Below are 13,038 nucleotides of genomic sequence, written 5' to 3'. Positions count from 1 at the left end.
GGTACCGGGTCCCGCCTCGGTGCGTTCGCGACCTACAGCGCGGTGACGGCTTCCAGCGTGATCTTGATCGCCCGTTCGACGTTGTTCTTGGCCTTCTCGGGCAGTTCGTCGTCCGAGTCGGCGCCCTTCTGGGTACCCTCGACGAGGTTGCCGTCCACGGTGCAGATGGCGCCCGCGCGAAGGCCCTTCCGGCGCGCCAGCGAGAAGACCGTCGCGGCCTCCATCTCGATGGCCAGCAGGTTCGCGTCCTCCCAGTCGTCGACGAAGTCCTCGGACTCGTTGTAGAAGGCGTCGTCGGAGACGATGGGGCCGACGTGAACCTCCTCGCCGTTGCGCTCGGCCGCGCCGACGAGTTCCGTCAGTGCGTCGTAGTCCGGCACCGCGGGGTAGTTCGCGGACTCGTAGCGCTTGGAGGTCCCCTCCTCCTTGGCGGCGCCGGAGGCGACGATCATGTCCCCGATCTCGATGTCCGACTGCAGCCCGCCGCAGGTGCCACAGCGGAGGAACGTCTCGACGCCGACGCGCGACAGCTCCTCGACGGCGATGGCCGCGGAGGGGCAGCCGATCCCGGTCGAGCAGATCGTCAGCTCGCAGCCCTCGTACTCCGCGTTGACGACCTTGTACTCGCGGTTCTGTGCGACGACCTCGCTGTCGTCACACTGGTCCGCGATGCGGTCGACGCGGCCCGGGTCCCCCGGAATGATCGCGATCTCGTGAACGTCGCCCTCCTCGACGAGCAGGTGCGGCTGTTTCGCCATGTGGAACCCTCCCCGAGACGCGGCAAAAGCGATACGGTCCGCGGCGGTGTCCGGTGTGCCACCGCGGGCGCCTTCCGTCACCCCAGCAGGGACGCGAGCGCCGGCGCCGTGACCGCGAGCGCGGCGCCGAACGCGAGACTCGCGCGGAGCCACCGACCCTGCACCTCCGTGTCGCGCTCCTCGTAGGCGCGCCCGCCGGCGTGCGGGAACACGATGACCGCGAACACGAGGTACACCGCACCGGCCACGAGCGCGGCCGCCAGCAGATGTGCGGGGAGCCCGACTCCACCGGGAAGCGTGCCGAGCGCCGGCAGGACCCTGTCGAGTCCGGCCGCCAGCACGGCGTAGACCGCCCCCGCGCCCGCGCCGGCGACGCCGTGGAACGCCAGCGCCTGCGGGAGGGGCACGTCGGCGGGTCGGCGCCGCGTCACGAGCGCCGTGGCGACGCGCGCGGGGACGAACCCGGTCGCGGACCGGGACATCGGGTAGCTCATCACCGCGGCGCCGATCAGTCCGGCCACGATGCCGACGAGCAGCCAGGCGATCGACGCGGGCACGGGACTCATTCGCACGGCGTTGTCGCCGTGTCGGGTTAAATCCCCGTCCGCCGGGCGTCAGACGCGCCGTCGCCGCACCGTCAGCTACTCGTCTCGGGGCAGTACGACGACCGGCCGGTCAACCTCCGTCACGAGCTTCGTCCGGACGCTTCCGGAGAGGAAGTCGACGATCCGGCCGCCGCCGCGCGACCGGAAGGCGATCGACGTGGCGCTCCTCTCCGCGGCCGCCTCGCGGATCGCCGCCGCCACGTCGGTTCCGTACAACAGATCCGTCTCGACGGTCAGCCCGTCCGCCGCGGCGCGGTCCCGAAACAGGGAGAACGCCTCCTCGGCCGCCAGTTCGCGCTGTTCGACGCCCGCTTTGTCGGGCGCGCCGCCGGCCTTCTCGATCACGTTGACGACGTGGATCTCGGCGTCAGCGTCCACGTACTCGCGGAGCGCCTCGTAGGTCGACTCCGCGTCCTCGACGCTCGCGACCGGAACCAGCGGTCGGGAGAGGATGTCGGTCATGTCTCGGGCTTCGCGGGCCGCCGGCTTGAGTGCTGTCCTCGGTGCGTCGGACCGACCCGCGTCGTTCCGCCCGGCGCAAGAACAAAGGCCGCGCGGCCGAACCGTCGGGTATGACGCCCTCCATCGACCGGTCCGACGCCGGAGCGCGCGACACCGCCGCGTCCGCGGACGACGCCGGAACCGACGGGGGCCAGGTGTCGCTCGTCGGCGTCCGCGGCCGCGCGTTCTCGCTCAGGGCGCTCGGCGTCGCGCTGCTCACGCTCGGTGCGGGTTCGGTGCTCGGCGGGTTCGTCCCGATAGTCGGCGGCAGCATCGGGCGACTCGCCGGCGTCGCCGCGGGCGCGTTCCTGATCGGTGCACTCGCCTCGCGTCGCCGCTACGCGGAGACGGCGCTGGCGGGCGCCGGCATCGGCGCGGCGAGCGCACTCCTGAGCGCCCTGTCGGTCGGGTTCCTCCCGGTCGGCGTCCAGTTCCTGCAGGAGTACGGCGTCGGCCTCGTCGGCGTCGGCACCGCGCTCGGGGCGGTCGTCGCGCTCCTCGGCACCTACTTCGGACGCGACCTCCGCGCGGGACTGACCGCGACCGTGGAGTGACCCACGGGACGCCGACGCCGGAGGTTACCGGACCGCGAAGCCGTTCTCCTCGCGCGTGAGAACGCCCACGTCCGCGAGCCTGTCGAGCGCGTCCCGAACCGCGTCGCCGGGCGCGCTCACTTCGGCCGCGACCGCGTCCGCGGAGCCGTCCGTCTCCACGACCGCGGCCAGTACCTCGGCGTAGAACTGGCTGTCGGCCTCGGTGCCGAGCCGTTCGTCGATCCGGGAGAGCGTCTCCTCGAGCCGGCCGTGGACCCACCGCTGGGCCAGCGAGAGCTCGCGGTCGAGCGAGCGGAGCCGTCCGAACTCCGCGGCCAGCTCCGCCATGTCGTTGCACTCCGGTTCCAGGTCCAACTCGAGCGAGAGCAGCGAACAGCGCCCGTTCATGTCGAGGTTCGCACTCGCCGGATAGGCGCTCTTGGCGCCGAACCCGTGCGGCGAGACGTTCACCTCCAGCCGGAGGCTCCGGGAGATGTGGAAGTACTTGCGGCGCTTGTCGTCCGTCCGCGACTCGATGAGGCCGGCCTCCTCCAGCTTGCGCAGATGGTCGATGACGGCCTTCGGGCTCACCCCGAGGTACTCGGAGATCTCGGTGACGTAACACGGCTTGTGTGAGAGGAGCCGGAGGATGCGCCGGCGGTTCTCGTTGCCGAGGAGATCGAGCAGTACCGCGGAGTCCATTAACGTGTGGTTAGCGACGAGTAGCTAAAAGGCTGTCTAACACGCCGACGGCGCTCCGGCGACCACCCACCGACCGCGGGCCACGAGCCCCGGACGGCGTCGTCTCACTCCGGGGTGCCGGTCGGCTCCGAAGTCCGCTCGGCCTCCGTCCCGTTCGGCGGGCTCCGATCGGACGCCGGGCCGTTCCCCTCGCCGGCACCGCGGTCGCCGTTTCCGGGATCCGAGGCCGCACCCGTTCCGTCCCCGCCGTCGCCCTCGGCTCCGGTACCGTTCCCCTCGCTACCCGCGTCGTCCGGCGGTCCTCCGGCGCCCGCACCGGCACCCGCGCCGTTGCCTGTGCCGTTCCCGGCGCCGTTCCCAGCGCCGTCGCCCGCGCCGGTACCGGGACCGTCCCCCGCGCCGGGCGGTCCCGAACCGTTGCCTGATCGGTTCGCGCCCTCGCCGGGGACGCCGTCTGGCGGTCCGCCGCCGGGGGTCGCGGGGCGTCCGCTCGCCTCGCTGGCCGCGGCCGCGACCTCCTTTGCACGTGCGGCAGCCGCCTCCGGAACGCCGGAGCGCTCCGCGACGGCGCTCGTCTCGTCGGCCGCGGTGCCGATCGACCGGAGCTCCGCGCGGAGCCGGGCATCCTTCGCCCGGTATTCGCCGGGCGTGAGGCTGCCGTTCTCGTAACGGGCCGCGAGCGCGGCGCGGCGCTCCCGCAAGTCGGCGACGCGGTCGGCCAGCTCCGCGGAGCGGTTCTCGACCGCCTCGGCGCTGACGTTGCCCTCGACGCGCGCTTCCCACATCCCCTGGTCGACCTCGCCGCTCGTCTCGGCAGTCGTCGACTGGACGAACGAGGAGACGGCGCTCCCGAACCCGGGGCCGTCGTCCGACGCGTTCGCCGTGTCGTTCTCCTCGGAGTCGGCCGTTCCGTCGGCCTCCGAGGTTCCGTCGGGCGTGTCGGCAGGAGTTTCGACCTGCGCGCCGTCGATCGGTGCTGTCGGCGCCGCACCGACGCCGCCGACGCCTCCCACGAGACAACACCCTGCCAGCAGGACTGCGATCAGGGGCGTCGCGTTCATACCCGATCGAAGCGGCCCTCGACTCATAAATAGGCACATCCGTTCGTTTCGTTCGCAGGGGCGAACGGTCCGGTAGATCCCGCCGCAGTCGTCCGATTTTCGCCGAGCGGCGGGGTTCGCGCGAAGCGAAGCGTAGTTACGGGCAGCCACCCACGCCACGACCATGCACGCAGCCCTCGTGATCCTCGACGGCTGGGGTCTCGGCGCCGGCAGCGACGGCGGCGACCCGGGGCCCGATCCGAGCCGCGACGCCGGCCGCGACGCGGTGGCGGCCGCGGACACGCCCACCTTCGACGACGCCGCGAGCCGCGGAGCGTCCGGCCGGCTGGAGGTTCACGGTCGGCGCGTCGGCCTCCCGGACGCTCAGATGGGCAACTCCGAGGTCGGCCACCTCAACATCGGCGCGGGGCGGGTCGTCAAGCAGGCGTACACCCGGATCTCCGACGCCATCGCGGACGGCACCTTCGCGGAGAACGAGGCCATCGCGTCGGCCTTCTCGCACGTCGCCGAGACCGGCGGCCGCGTCCACTTCATGGGCCTCGTCTCCGACGGCGGGGTCCACTCCGACGTCGTCCACCTGAAGGCGCTGATCGACGGCGCGGTCGCCCACGGCGTTCCCGCGACGACGCACGCGTTCACGGACGGCCGCGACACCGCCCCGGAGATCGGCGACGAGTTCCTCGCGGAGGTGGCGGCCCACGCCGAGAAAGCCGGCACGGGCGAGGTGACGACCGTGACGGGTCGCTACTTCGCGATGGACCGCGACGAGAACTGGGAGCGCACGAAGCGCGCCTACGACGCCATCGTGAACCGCGAGGCCCCCCACGAGGCCGCCTCCGGGATCGAGGCCGTCGAGGCGGCCCACGCCCGCGGCGAGACCGACGAGTTCGTCGAGCCGACGCTGGTCGCGGACGGGCCGGCCCTCTCGGACGGCGACGCGGTCGTCTTCTTCAACTTCCGCGCGGACCGCGCCCGCCAGCTCGTCCGGATGCTCACCGGCACCGTGCCGACGTGGGAGGACGACCTCGACCAGCCCGAGGTCGAACTCGTCACGCTCACCGAGTACGACGAGACCTACGAGTTCCCGGTCGCGTTCCCGCCGACGATCCCCGAGGACACGCTCGGCGAGGTGACCGCGGACGCGGGCTTCGAGCAGCTTCGCATCGCCGAGTCGGAGAAGTACCCGCACGTCACCTACTTCCTCAACGGCGGCCGCGAGGTGGCCTTCGGCGGCGAGGAGCGGGTCATCGTCGACAGCCCGGACGTGCCGACCTACGACCTCCAGCCGGAGATGTCCGCACCGGAGCTGACCGACGAGGCGGTCGGGTTCGTCGAGCGGGAGGACCCCGAGCTTCTGGTCCTCAACTACGCGAACCCGGACATGGTGGGCCACACCGGCGACTTCGACGCCGCGGTCGAGGCCGTCGAGGCGGTCGACGCGCAGCTCGGGCGCCTGCTCGACGCGGTCGCGGACGCGGGCGGGCACGCGGTCGTCACCGCGGACCACGGCAACGCCGACGACATGGGAACGGAGACCGAGCCGCACACGGCACACACGTTCAATCCGGTCCCGTTCGTCTACCTCACGCCCGACGGCGACGACGGCGGCCACGCGGTCCGCGACGGCGGCTCGCTGTGCGACGTGGCGCCGACGCTTCTGGAGCTGATGGGCGTCGAGCAGCCGGCCGCGATGACCGGCGAGAGCCTACTCGAGTAGTTCGACGACGGCCGGGAGCGCGTCGGCGGGTCCATCCCGTGACTCGGTGCATCCTCGCACCACGGCACACCTCGATTTCCGAAACTCCTGCCGATTCGGCGACACTCCTGACGAAGCGACCGCGGTGCTGTGCTGTCGGCGCGCGCGAGGAACGCGCGCGAGGGAGGGCTGGACGCGGCCGCGATGCGGTGCAGTGCCGTTCCGCGGCCGCGTCCAGCCCGAGGCTGGGGAGGTGTGAGGCCTGTGGTACTGTGCCGGTCGCGGTACGGGGTGGTCGCGGTGCGGCGTGGTCGCGGTGCGGGGCGGTCGCGGTGCGGGACTGAACGGGGCAGCCGGCTCGAACCTGCCCGACCCGTCTGCCGGAACCCGGCGCGGTCGAACCGGCTGGAGACCCCTAACCGTTCCCGTCCCGATCAGCAGCGTTTGCGACAGAAGCGGAACGATCAGACGCGTCGCGGCAAGCGTCGCCCTGACCGCCCCGCCCTACTCCTCGTCCGTCGACTCTCGCACGTCGCCTGCCTCCGTCCGCTTCGCGTAGACGGCCAGCGAGACGGCGGTGACGAACCAGATGGGGGCGCCGACGCGGACCGCGAACGCGGCGCGGGCGCCCCAGGTGTCGAGCGTCACGACGGTCGACAGCAGCGCGACGACGGGCGCCCCCACGAGGATGGTGACGACGAAGGTCATCTGCATCACCCAGCCGTAGTCGATCCCCTCGACCTCGGTGCGCTCGACGGGTTGCACGCGCGGACCTGCGGTGCGCGCGCCCAAATCGCTGCCGGTCCGCCCGCCGCGAGGGGTCGGGGAGATCGACCCGGCCGAACCGACCGCGACCCCGACCACTTTATCCGCCGGGCACCGAACCGAACGGGTATGACCACGACGCGGGGGTTGCGGTCGAAGGCTGGCGAGGAGCCGATCACGATGCTGACCGCTTACGACGCGCCGACGGCGGCGGTCGTCGACGAGGCGGGTATCGACGTCATCCTCGTCGGCGACAGCATGGGGAACGCCGTGCTCGGGTACGACACGACCCTCCCGGTGACGATCGAGGAGATCGAAAGCCGAACGGCCGCGGTCGCGCGCGCGACGGAGGACGCGCTGGTGGTCGCCGACATGCCGTTCCTCTCGTTCGGCGTCGACGAGGCCGAGTCGCTACACAACGCGGGGCGGATGCTGAAGGAGGCGAACGCGGACGCCGTGAAGATCGAGTCCGGGCCGCACACCGTCGACCTGACGGCGCGGCTCACCGACCTGGGGATCCCGGTGATGGCACACCTCGGACTGACCCCCCAGCACGTCAACCGCCTCGGCTACGGGCGACAAGGAACCGACCGCGAGGCCGCCGAGGAGATCGTCGAACTCGCGGGCGCGCACGCCGACGCCGGCGCCTTCTCGCTCGTGCTGGAGCACGTCCCCGCGAACCTCGCGGGCGCGGTGACGGAGGCGCTGGAGATCCCGACGATCGGCATCGGCGCAGGCCCGGACTGCGACGGCCAAGTCCTCGTGATCAACGACGTGCTTGGGCTCGACGACTGGTCGCCGCCGTTCTCGAAGCAGTTCGGCGACGTCCGCGCGGAGATGGCGCGCGCGGTCGAGGGATACCGCGACGCGGTAGAAGCCGGGGAGTTCCCGGAGGAGGAGCACAGCCACGTCGAGGAGACGCTCGAGGACCTCTACTGAGCGACGCCCGGCCGGCGGCTGGGAACGCGGAGGGACACCGCGGGCCGGGGAGATACCGCGGTTCCGGTGAAACCGGGCGGCCGACGGCGCGTCCGCTCAGGAGGAGCGAAAACGCGAGAAAGCGGTCGTCAGCTTACAGCCGGCCGACGTTCTCGACGGAGATCGACTCGACGCCTTCGACGTCGGCGAACGCCTCCTCGACGGCCTCGGTACCGCCGGCGTCGTCGGGGACGATGACGGTCGGGAGCAGGGCGACCAGCCCGAACGCGACCTCGTCGCGCTGGAAGCCGCGGATCTTCGCGCCCTTCGGCAGCGACTCCTCGAGACGCTCCTCGAGGTCGTCGAGGTCGATCTCGGGGCTCTGCGGCATGACCTTGATCTGAGCGGCGACGTCACCCATGGTCAGGGCCCCCGGAAGCCGCAGTCGGGACACTCGTAGAGGTTGCTCTGCTTGCGGCACGTCGCGCAGCGGTAGATCGTCGTGCCGCAGTCGGGGCACGCGAACTCCGCCGCGTTCTTCCCGGACACCTTGATGCCACAGGAGACGCACTTGCGCGCCGCCTGCTGCCGGCTCTCGCTCATACACTGAAGAACCGGCGCACGACTTTTAACCGTTGTTCTTTGGCGCCGCCCCGTGTCAGCATCGCATGGATGGCTCCTCAGCCGACGCAACCCGGGTTTTCGGCGCCTCCGGGACTCGAGAGCGCCTTCCGCTCTCACCCGATCAGCAGCGGACCGATCAGGACGCCCATCAGGTGGACCCGCCGGGCGCCGAGCCGCGGCGGTACCAGTCCGAGCGCGGCCGCGACCGCGAAGACGCCCACGCCGACCGGACCGGCGAACAGGAACGACAGCGCGGACAGAAACGCCAACACGCAGAGGCTGAGCCGCGTGTAGTCCGCGCTCCCGACCACGCGGAGGTAGGCGTCTCCGACCAGGAGGACGAGCGAGAAACCCGCGAGGGCAGCGGCGACGGTCGTCGCCAAAAGCACCGGGAGCGCGAACGGGACCGCCGCGCGCTCGAGCGCGACCATCACGCCCGTCCGCGGCGTCCCGAGTGCGACGAGCGCGAACAGCGCGAACACTGTGTTCGAGGTCCCAGCGCCGGAGGTGGCGACGACGAAACCCCGGTCGGCGTCCTCGGCCGGCACCGCCGGCAGCGCCAACACCGACGCGATGGCCGCCGAGATCCCCGGCAGGTAGCCGACCACCGCGCCCGCGAGGGAGCCGGCGCCCGCGGCCCGCCCGAGCGAGCGCGGAGGCATCGCCAGCCGCGCGTCCGCCTGCGGCGGGACGCCCGACCCCCGCAGCGCCTCGATCAACACCGGCGCGCCGAACAGACCCGTGAACAGCGGAGCGAGCATCCCGCCGGCCTCGAGCGGCGCGGCCGGCTCCACGTCCAGCGTCAGGGCACCGAGGGCGGCACTCGACAGGAACGCCACCGCGCCGCCGGCCGCGGCTCGCCGCGAGGACTCGGTCACGAGGAGGAACGCGACGACGCCGCCGAGAACGATCCACAGGTGCGCACGGAGGGTCGGGTAGACGCGTGACATCACCCACGTCACCGGAACCGCCAGGGGGAGCGCGAGCGCGACGGCCACCGCCGAGCCGACCGCCGAGAGCCGCAGCGCTTCGCGGCCGCGGCCGGCGATCACGAGGCGGTGACCCGGCAGGGAAGCGACCGCCATCGAGGCGTCGGGGACCCCGAGCGCGAGCGCCGGGACGATGTCGAGGAAGGTGTGGACGACGCCCGCGGCCAGCATCGCCACGCCGAGCAGGAGCGGGTCGACGTCGCTCCCGACCGCGACGCCGGCCAGAAGCAGCGCGAAGTTGTTGGCGTGGAGCCCCGGAACCAGCCCGCTCGCGGTCCCGAGCGCGATCCCGCCCGTCAGAAACGCGAGCAGGGAGGCCGCGAGCGCGGGGTCGACGACGAGGCGGAAACCGGGGTCCATCCGGCGGGGTTGGCCGCGGCTTCCGGTGTAAAGCTACGGGAGGTGCGTGTTGGGTCTCGCGGGTGTCGTCGGAGAATTAGGCCGCGCCGGCCTGCGACTTCTTGCGGGTGACGTAGCCGGCGATGCGGTTCCGGACGCCCTTCGACTCGACGGTCGTCAGCTCGTCGACGCTCTCCTTGTTCGTCTCGAAGTCCGTGTTGAACGACTGCGGATACCGCTCCAGCAGCGCGTTCCCCAGCTGCTTGATGTACTTGGGTTTGATAGCCATAGGGGGTGGTACCTGCGGGCCGAACTAAAAGGGTTCGTTCCCGAGCGCGGCGGTGTGACGACCTCTCACGCCGGACCCCGCCCGTATCGGCACCTCCGACGGCGTTCGGCCGCGCTCACACGTCGAAGACGACGTACGCCTCCCAGCCCCCGTCCCGCCGCTCCAGCAGCATCTCCGAGTAGGTGACGGCCTTCACGTCGCGGGCCTGCACCGCCGCGAGGGGGACGCCGCGGGCGGTCGCCTCGGCCACCCACTCCTCGCCCTCGCGACGGACCGCACACTCGTGGTCGACGGGGAGCACTCCGCGCACGTCGCGCTCGTAGATCAGCCGGTCGAGATAGTCGAACAGCAGCGCCTCCCGCCCCTCCGCTCGCTCTTCCATCTCGAACCGCTCCCCGTCGGCCGGCCACGACTCGCACATCGCGGCGGTCAGTCCGGCGGCCACGTCCGCGAACACGCCGTCGAGGGTGTTCGCGGTCGCCGCCACCGCCACGTCGGCGGTGTGGTCGCGCAGCTCGAAGGTCACCGGTCGTCCCCCTCGTCGTCGGCGTCGACCCGGTCGTCGTCCTCCTCGGAGGCCTCCTCACCTGCGCTTTCCCTGGCGATTTCGGAGGGCTTCCGCTCCGTCGCCTCGCGCTGTTCCGCCGGGCGGTCGGCCGCCTCCGAGGGCTGCTCCTCCGTTCCGGCCTGTTCGGCCTCGTAGCGCCCGGCACGCTCGGCCGGGGTGACCGTCGTCTCCTCCCGGTCGTAGACCCCCGCTTCGCCGGTTCCGGACTCGTCCGTAGCGTCCGTGGGCTCGTCCGGGCGCTCCCGCTCCGCGATGGAGTCGGGCGTCCGCGCCTGCTCGGGGTCGACGGCGCGGTCGTAGTAGCTCGTGCGCTCGGTAGCGGTCGTGTCGACCGGGCGTTCCTCGTCGGCGACGTCGCCCGGGTCGAACCATCCGTCGACCTCTTCGAACGTCGAGAGGCCGCGGAGTCGGCTGGCGGGGATCCCGGCCTCGTCGCCGGTCGCCTCGCTGACGGCGACGCCGCTCGTCACGAGCGCGCGGATCCCCTCCTCGACGGTCATGTCGACCTCGACGATGCGGTCGTTCGGAACGAAAACGACGTGGCCGCCCATCACCGGGTTGGGAGCCATCGGCATGAACAGCGTCGTCATGTCGCCGCGGCCGACGGGGTCGGAGATGGTCTCGGGCGTTTCGCTCGTGACGAACGCGGTCGTGTAGACGCCCTCCGTCGGGAACTCGACGAGGACGACCTCCTGGAAGTTCTGGTCGTCCGACTCCAACATCACGTCCGACATCTGTCTGAAGCTCTCGTAGACGGAGCCGACGCCCGGGATGCGCTCGATGACGTAGTCGAAGTAGTCGACCGCGCGCTGGCCGTACCGCGAGGAGTTCGCGGTCAGCCCGACGACGAGGATGAGCAGCAGGAGGACCACCGGCGTGGCGAGTTCGACCAGGACCTCCTGCTGGATCAGCCCGACTCCGGGGACGGACACCTGCGCCTCGAACGGGAGGATGACGTCCGAGAAGAGGTCGAGGTACGTGTAGATGTAGTTGAACGCGATCGCGAGGACGATCAGCGTGATCAGAAGCGGCACGATGACCGCGACGCCCGTGAGGAACCCGTTTCGTAGTTCGTCGCGAGCGCGCGGCGACTCGTCTGCCATCGCCCTCATCGACGCCCGACCCCGAGTTAATTGTTCCCCCCTCGGATCGCGCCGGACGGAGGAGTTATATCTCGTGGGCGTGTTACGTTGTCCCAGTGAGCGTCAACGTGCGGAAGCGTGTCGACCGACCGGGGGACGCGGACCACGTCGCGGCCGCGTGGGACCTCAAGGAGCGGATCCGCGAGGCCGAGGGCGTGCTCCGACAGCGACGCGGCTTCTTCACCGACGCCTACCGGCGGTCGACGACGCACCTTCTCTTCGAGGACGACGAACTCGTCGCGTTCGCCTCGGTGCGGCGCGACGGCTACATCCTCTTTCTCGCGGTGGCGCCGACGGCGCGCGGACACGGCTACGGCGAGCGCCTCGTCGCGGAGGTGGCGGAGGACAACCGCTCGGTCACCTGCCACGCACGGACGACGAACGCGGAGGCGCTCGGCTTCTACGAGCACCTCGGCTTCGAGGTGAAACGGCACATCGAGAACTACTACGAGGACGGCGGCGACGCCTACTACCTCAAGCTCGGCGAGGACTCGTTGCGCGAACGGCTCTCCGATTTCGTCCGTCGCTGAAGGGCCGGCGGGACACCGGTCGGAGTCGCGCCCCGCGGCCGCTCCCGCCGGCGTGCGAACCGCTCGCGCACCGCGCGCCGAAGAACAACCGTTAAAAGTCGCGCCCGGGTTGCTACGAGTATGGCTGGAACTATCGAAGTGCTCGTTCCCGGCGGGCAGGCCGACCCGGGCCCGCCGCTCGGTCCCGAGCTCGGCCCGACCCCCGTGGACGTGCAGGACGTCGTCAACCAGATCAACGAGGAGACCGCCGCGTTCGACGGAATGGAGGTTCCCGTCACCGTCGAGTACGACGACGACGGCTCCTTCAGCATCGAGGTCGGCGTCCCGCCGACCGCGGAGCTGATCAAGGACGAAGCCGGCTTCGACACCGGCTCCGGCGAGCCGCAGGAGAACTTCGTCGCCGACATGACCATCGAACAGGTCAAGAAGGTCGCCGAGCAGAAGTCTTCGGACCTGCTCGCCTACGACACGAAGAACGCCGCCAAGGAGGTTGGCGGCACCTGCGCCTCCCTTGGCGTCACCATCGAGGGCGAGGACGCCCGGACGTTCGACGACCGCGTCGACGCCGGCGAGTACGACGACGTCCTCGAAGCGTAACTGCGCGGCCGTAGTTCCACGTTTCGTCGCGGACGACGTCCGCGGGTCGCGTTTCTACTCCTGTCCCCCAGCGACGTGAGCAGCATGACTGATCCCCCACACCGATACTGGGTATAGCGAAGTGGATATGCTCTGTTTTTGTTAGGTGGTGGTGCTGTTTCTGTCTCTGTCGTTGATCTAGCTGATCGGGGCAGTAACACCCAGAAAGCCCCAGCCGGCTCGACCGGCCGCGAGACGCCCTGCGCTCCTCGCTCTCCGCACAGCCCGCTGCGGTGCTTGAGGCCTCGGGGCCGGATCGAGCCGGCTGCCCCTTTCAGCCCCACCCACCGCACCGCCCCGCGACCGCACTGCGGGCCTCGCACCTCCCCAGCCTCGGCGGCGGCGCGGCCGCGGAACCGCACCACAATGCGGCCGCGCCGCC

General features: G+C 71.2%; 16 protein-coding genes and 1 pseudogene. 5 read left to right on the top strand and 12 right to left on the bottom strand.

Annotated elements, in window-relative coordinates; genetic code table 11:
* Positions 1 to 32: 32 nt before the first annotated feature.
* The 3 genes from ACQE3L_RS13000 to ACQE3L_RS12990 form a co-directional block, all read right to left on the bottom strand.
* Positions 33 to 758, bottom strand: a complete 726-nt coding sequence (locus ACQE3L_RS13000) for a guanosine phosphorylase (protein ID WP_426964302.1) — start codon at positions 756 to 758, stop codon at positions 33 to 35.
* Positions 759 to 835: 77 nt separating this feature from the next.
* Positions 836 to 1,324 carry a hypothetical protein gene (locus ACQE3L_RS12995; protein ID WP_426964300.1) on the bottom strand — a complete coding sequence of 163 codons (489 nt, stop codon included), beginning with the start codon at positions 1,322 to 1,324 and terminating at the stop codon, positions 836 to 838.
* A 75-nt stretch (positions 1,325 to 1,399) separates the two neighbouring features.
* Complete coding sequence (locus tag ACQE3L_RS12990) at positions 1,400 to 1,825, bottom strand: universal stress protein (protein ID WP_426964298.1); 426 nt, start codon at positions 1,823 to 1,825, stop codon at positions 1,400 to 1,402.
* 110 nt (positions 1,826 to 1,935) lie between these two features.
* Here ACQE3L_RS12990 and ACQE3L_RS12985 point away from each other — a divergent pair, with 110 nt between their 5' ends.
* Positions 1,936 to 2,418 (top strand): COX20 family protein, encoded by a 483-nt coding sequence (locus tag ACQE3L_RS12985; RefSeq protein WP_426964296.1) that lies wholly within the window; start codon positions 1,936 to 1,938, stop codon positions 2,416 to 2,418.
* A gap of 24 nt (positions 2,419 to 2,442) precedes the next feature.
* On the opposite strand, the gene ACQE3L_RS12980 is transcribed toward ACQE3L_RS12985, so the two are convergent.
* Both ACQE3L_RS12980 and ACQE3L_RS12975 read right to left on the bottom strand, forming a co-directional pair.
* The gene (locus ACQE3L_RS12980) at positions 2,443 to 3,099 is read right to left on the bottom strand and encodes an ArsR/SmtB family transcription factor (RefSeq protein WP_426964294.1); all 657 of its coding nucleotides are present in this window, start codon (positions 3,097 to 3,099) and stop codon (positions 2,443 to 2,445) included.
* Positions 3,100 to 3,203: 104 nt separating this feature from the next.
* Positions 3,204 to 4,160: a hypothetical protein gene (locus tag ACQE3L_RS12975; RefSeq protein WP_426964293.1), complete on the bottom strand. Its 957-nt coding sequence runs from the start codon at positions 4,158 to 4,160 to the stop codon at positions 3,204 to 3,206.
* Positions 4,161 to 4,323: 163 nt separating this feature from the next.
* On the opposite strand from ACQE3L_RS12975, the gene gpmI reads away from it, so the two are divergent.
* Positions 4,324 to 5,877, top strand: a complete 1,554-nt coding sequence (gpmI, locus tag ACQE3L_RS12970) for a 2,3-bisphosphoglycerate-independent phosphoglycerate mutase (RefSeq protein ID WP_426964292.1) — start codon at positions 4,324 to 4,326, stop codon at positions 5,875 to 5,877.
* A 486-nt stretch (positions 5,878 to 6,363) separates the two neighbouring features.
* Here gpmI and ACQE3L_RS12965 read toward each other — a convergent pair.
* Positions 6,364 to 6,621: pseudogene (locus ACQE3L_RS12965) on the bottom strand (DUF5822 domain-containing protein); the annotation flags it as partial.
* A gap of 129 nt (positions 6,622 to 6,750) precedes the next feature.
* Here ACQE3L_RS12965 and panB point away from each other — a divergent pair.
* On the top strand, positions 6,751 to 7,560 hold the full coding sequence (panB, locus tag ACQE3L_RS12960) for a 3-methyl-2-oxobutanoate hydroxymethyltransferase (RefSeq protein WP_426964290.1): 810 nt from the start codon (positions 6,751 to 6,753) through the stop codon (positions 7,558 to 7,560).
* 133 nt (positions 7,561 to 7,693) lie between these two features.
* On the opposite strand, the gene ACQE3L_RS12955 is transcribed toward panB, so the two are convergent.
* The 6 genes from ACQE3L_RS12955 to ACQE3L_RS12930 all read right to left on the bottom strand — a co-directional run bounded on the left by ACQE3L_RS12955 (position 7,694) and on the right by ACQE3L_RS12930 (position 11,451).
* Positions 7,694 to 7,960 carry an elongation factor 1-beta gene (locus ACQE3L_RS12955; RefSeq protein WP_426964289.1) on the bottom strand — a complete coding sequence of 89 codons (267 nt, stop codon included), beginning with the start codon at positions 7,958 to 7,960 and terminating at the stop codon, positions 7,694 to 7,696.
* Positions 7,961 to 7,962: 2 nt separating this feature from the next.
* Complete coding sequence (locus ACQE3L_RS12950) at positions 7,963 to 8,142, bottom strand: HVO_2753 family zinc finger protein (RefSeq protein WP_058366479.1); 180 nt, start codon at positions 8,140 to 8,142, stop codon at positions 7,963 to 7,965.
* 134 nt (positions 8,143 to 8,276) lie between these two features.
* Positions 8,277 to 9,512: a tripartite tricarboxylate transporter permease gene (locus ACQE3L_RS12945; RefSeq protein ID WP_426964288.1), complete on the bottom strand. Its 1,236-nt coding sequence runs from the start codon at positions 9,510 to 9,512 to the stop codon at positions 8,277 to 8,279.
* Positions 9,513 to 9,588: 76 nt separating this feature from the next.
* The gene (locus ACQE3L_RS12940; RefSeq protein WP_058366481.1) at positions 9,589 to 9,780 is read right to left on the bottom strand and encodes a 30S ribosomal protein S17e; all 192 of its coding nucleotides are present in this window, start codon (positions 9,778 to 9,780) and stop codon (positions 9,589 to 9,591) included.
* 115 nt (positions 9,781 to 9,895) lie between these two features.
* Complete coding sequence (locus tag ACQE3L_RS12935) at positions 9,896 to 10,306, bottom strand: archease (protein WP_426964286.1); 411 nt, start codon at positions 10,304 to 10,306, stop codon at positions 9,896 to 9,898.
* A complete protein-coding gene (locus ACQE3L_RS12930; protein WP_426964284.1) occupies positions 10,303 to 11,451 on the bottom strand; it encodes a DUF502 domain-containing protein in 1,149 nt (382 codons plus the stop codon). Before ACQE3L_RS12930 ends, ACQE3L_RS12935 begins: the two co-directional genes overlap by 4 nt.
* A gap of 95 nt (positions 11,452 to 11,546) precedes the next feature.
* Here ACQE3L_RS12930 and ACQE3L_RS12925 point away from each other — a divergent pair, with 95 nt between their 5' ends.
* Together ACQE3L_RS12925 and ACQE3L_RS12920 are read left to right on the top strand one after the other, a co-directional pair.
* A complete protein-coding gene (locus ACQE3L_RS12925) occupies positions 11,547 to 12,020 on the top strand; it encodes a GNAT family N-acetyltransferase (RefSeq protein WP_058366484.1) in 474 nt (157 codons plus the stop codon).
* 120 nt (positions 12,021 to 12,140) lie between these two features.
* Positions 12,141 to 12,617, top strand: a complete 477-nt coding sequence (locus tag ACQE3L_RS12920) for a 50S ribosomal protein L11 (RefSeq protein ID WP_426964283.1) — start codon at positions 12,141 to 12,143, stop codon at positions 12,615 to 12,617.
* Positions 12,618 to 13,038 lie beyond the last annotated feature (421 nt).

It is taken from the genome of Haloparvum alkalitolerans (assembly GCF_050122995.1).
Lineage (GTDB): Archaea > Halobacteriota > Halobacteria > Halobacteriales > Haloferacaceae > Haloparvum > Haloparvum alkalitolerans.
This window is presented reverse-complemented; position numbering and strand designations above follow the sequence as displayed.

Bases quoted from the DNA above. Each gene is read 5' to 3' on its own strand.
- ACQE3L_RS13000 (WP_426964302.1), bottom strand. From the start codon at position 758: ATGGCGAAACAGCCGCACCTGCTCGTCGAGGAGGGCGACGTTCACGAG.
- ACQE3L_RS12995 (WP_426964300.1), bottom strand. From the start codon at position 1,324: ATGAGTCCCGTGCCCGCGTCGATCGCCTGGCTGCTCGTCGGCATCGTG.
- ACQE3L_RS12990 (WP_426964298.1), bottom strand. From the start codon at position 1,825: ATGACCGACATCCTCTCCCGACCGCTGGTTCCGGTCGCGAGCGTCGAG.
- ACQE3L_RS12985 (WP_426964296.1), top strand. From the start codon at position 1,936: ATGACGCCCTCCATCGACCGGTCCGACGCCGGAGCGCGCGACACCGCC.
- ACQE3L_RS12980 (WP_426964294.1), bottom strand. From the start codon at position 3,099: ATGGACTCCGCGGTACTGCTCGATCTCCTCGGCAACGAGAACCGCCGG.
- ACQE3L_RS12975 (WP_426964293.1), bottom strand. From the start codon at position 4,160: ATGAACGCGACGCCCCTGATCGCAGTCCTGCTGGCAGGGTGTTGTCTC.
- gpmI (WP_426964292.1), top strand. From the start codon at position 4,324: ATGCACGCAGCCCTCGTGATCCTCGACGGCTGGGGTCTCGGCGCCGGC.
- panB (WP_426964290.1), top strand. From the start codon at position 6,751: ATGACCACGACGCGGGGGTTGCGGTCGAAGGCTGGCGAGGAGCCGATC.
- ACQE3L_RS12955 (WP_426964289.1), bottom strand. From the start codon at position 7,960: ATGGGTGACGTCGCCGCTCAGATCAAGGTCATGCCGCAGAGCCCCGAG.
- ACQE3L_RS12950 (WP_058366479.1), bottom strand. From the start codon at position 8,142: ATGAGCGAGAGCCGGCAGCAGGCGGCGCGCAAGTGCGTCTCCTGTGGC.
- ACQE3L_RS12945 (WP_426964288.1), bottom strand. From the start codon at position 9,512: ATGGACCCCGGTTTCCGCCTCGTCGTCGACCCCGCGCTCGCGGCCTCC.
- ACQE3L_RS12940 (WP_058366481.1), bottom strand. From the start codon at position 9,780: ATGGCTATCAAACCCAAGTACATCAAGCAGCTGGGGAACGCGCTGCTG.
- ACQE3L_RS12930 (WP_426964284.1), bottom strand. From the start codon at position 11,451: ATGGCAGACGAGTCGCCGCGCGCTCGCGACGAACTACGAAACGGGTTC.
- ACQE3L_RS12920 (WP_426964283.1), top strand. From the start codon at position 12,141: ATGGCTGGAACTATCGAAGTGCTCGTTCCCGGCGGGCAGGCCGACCCG.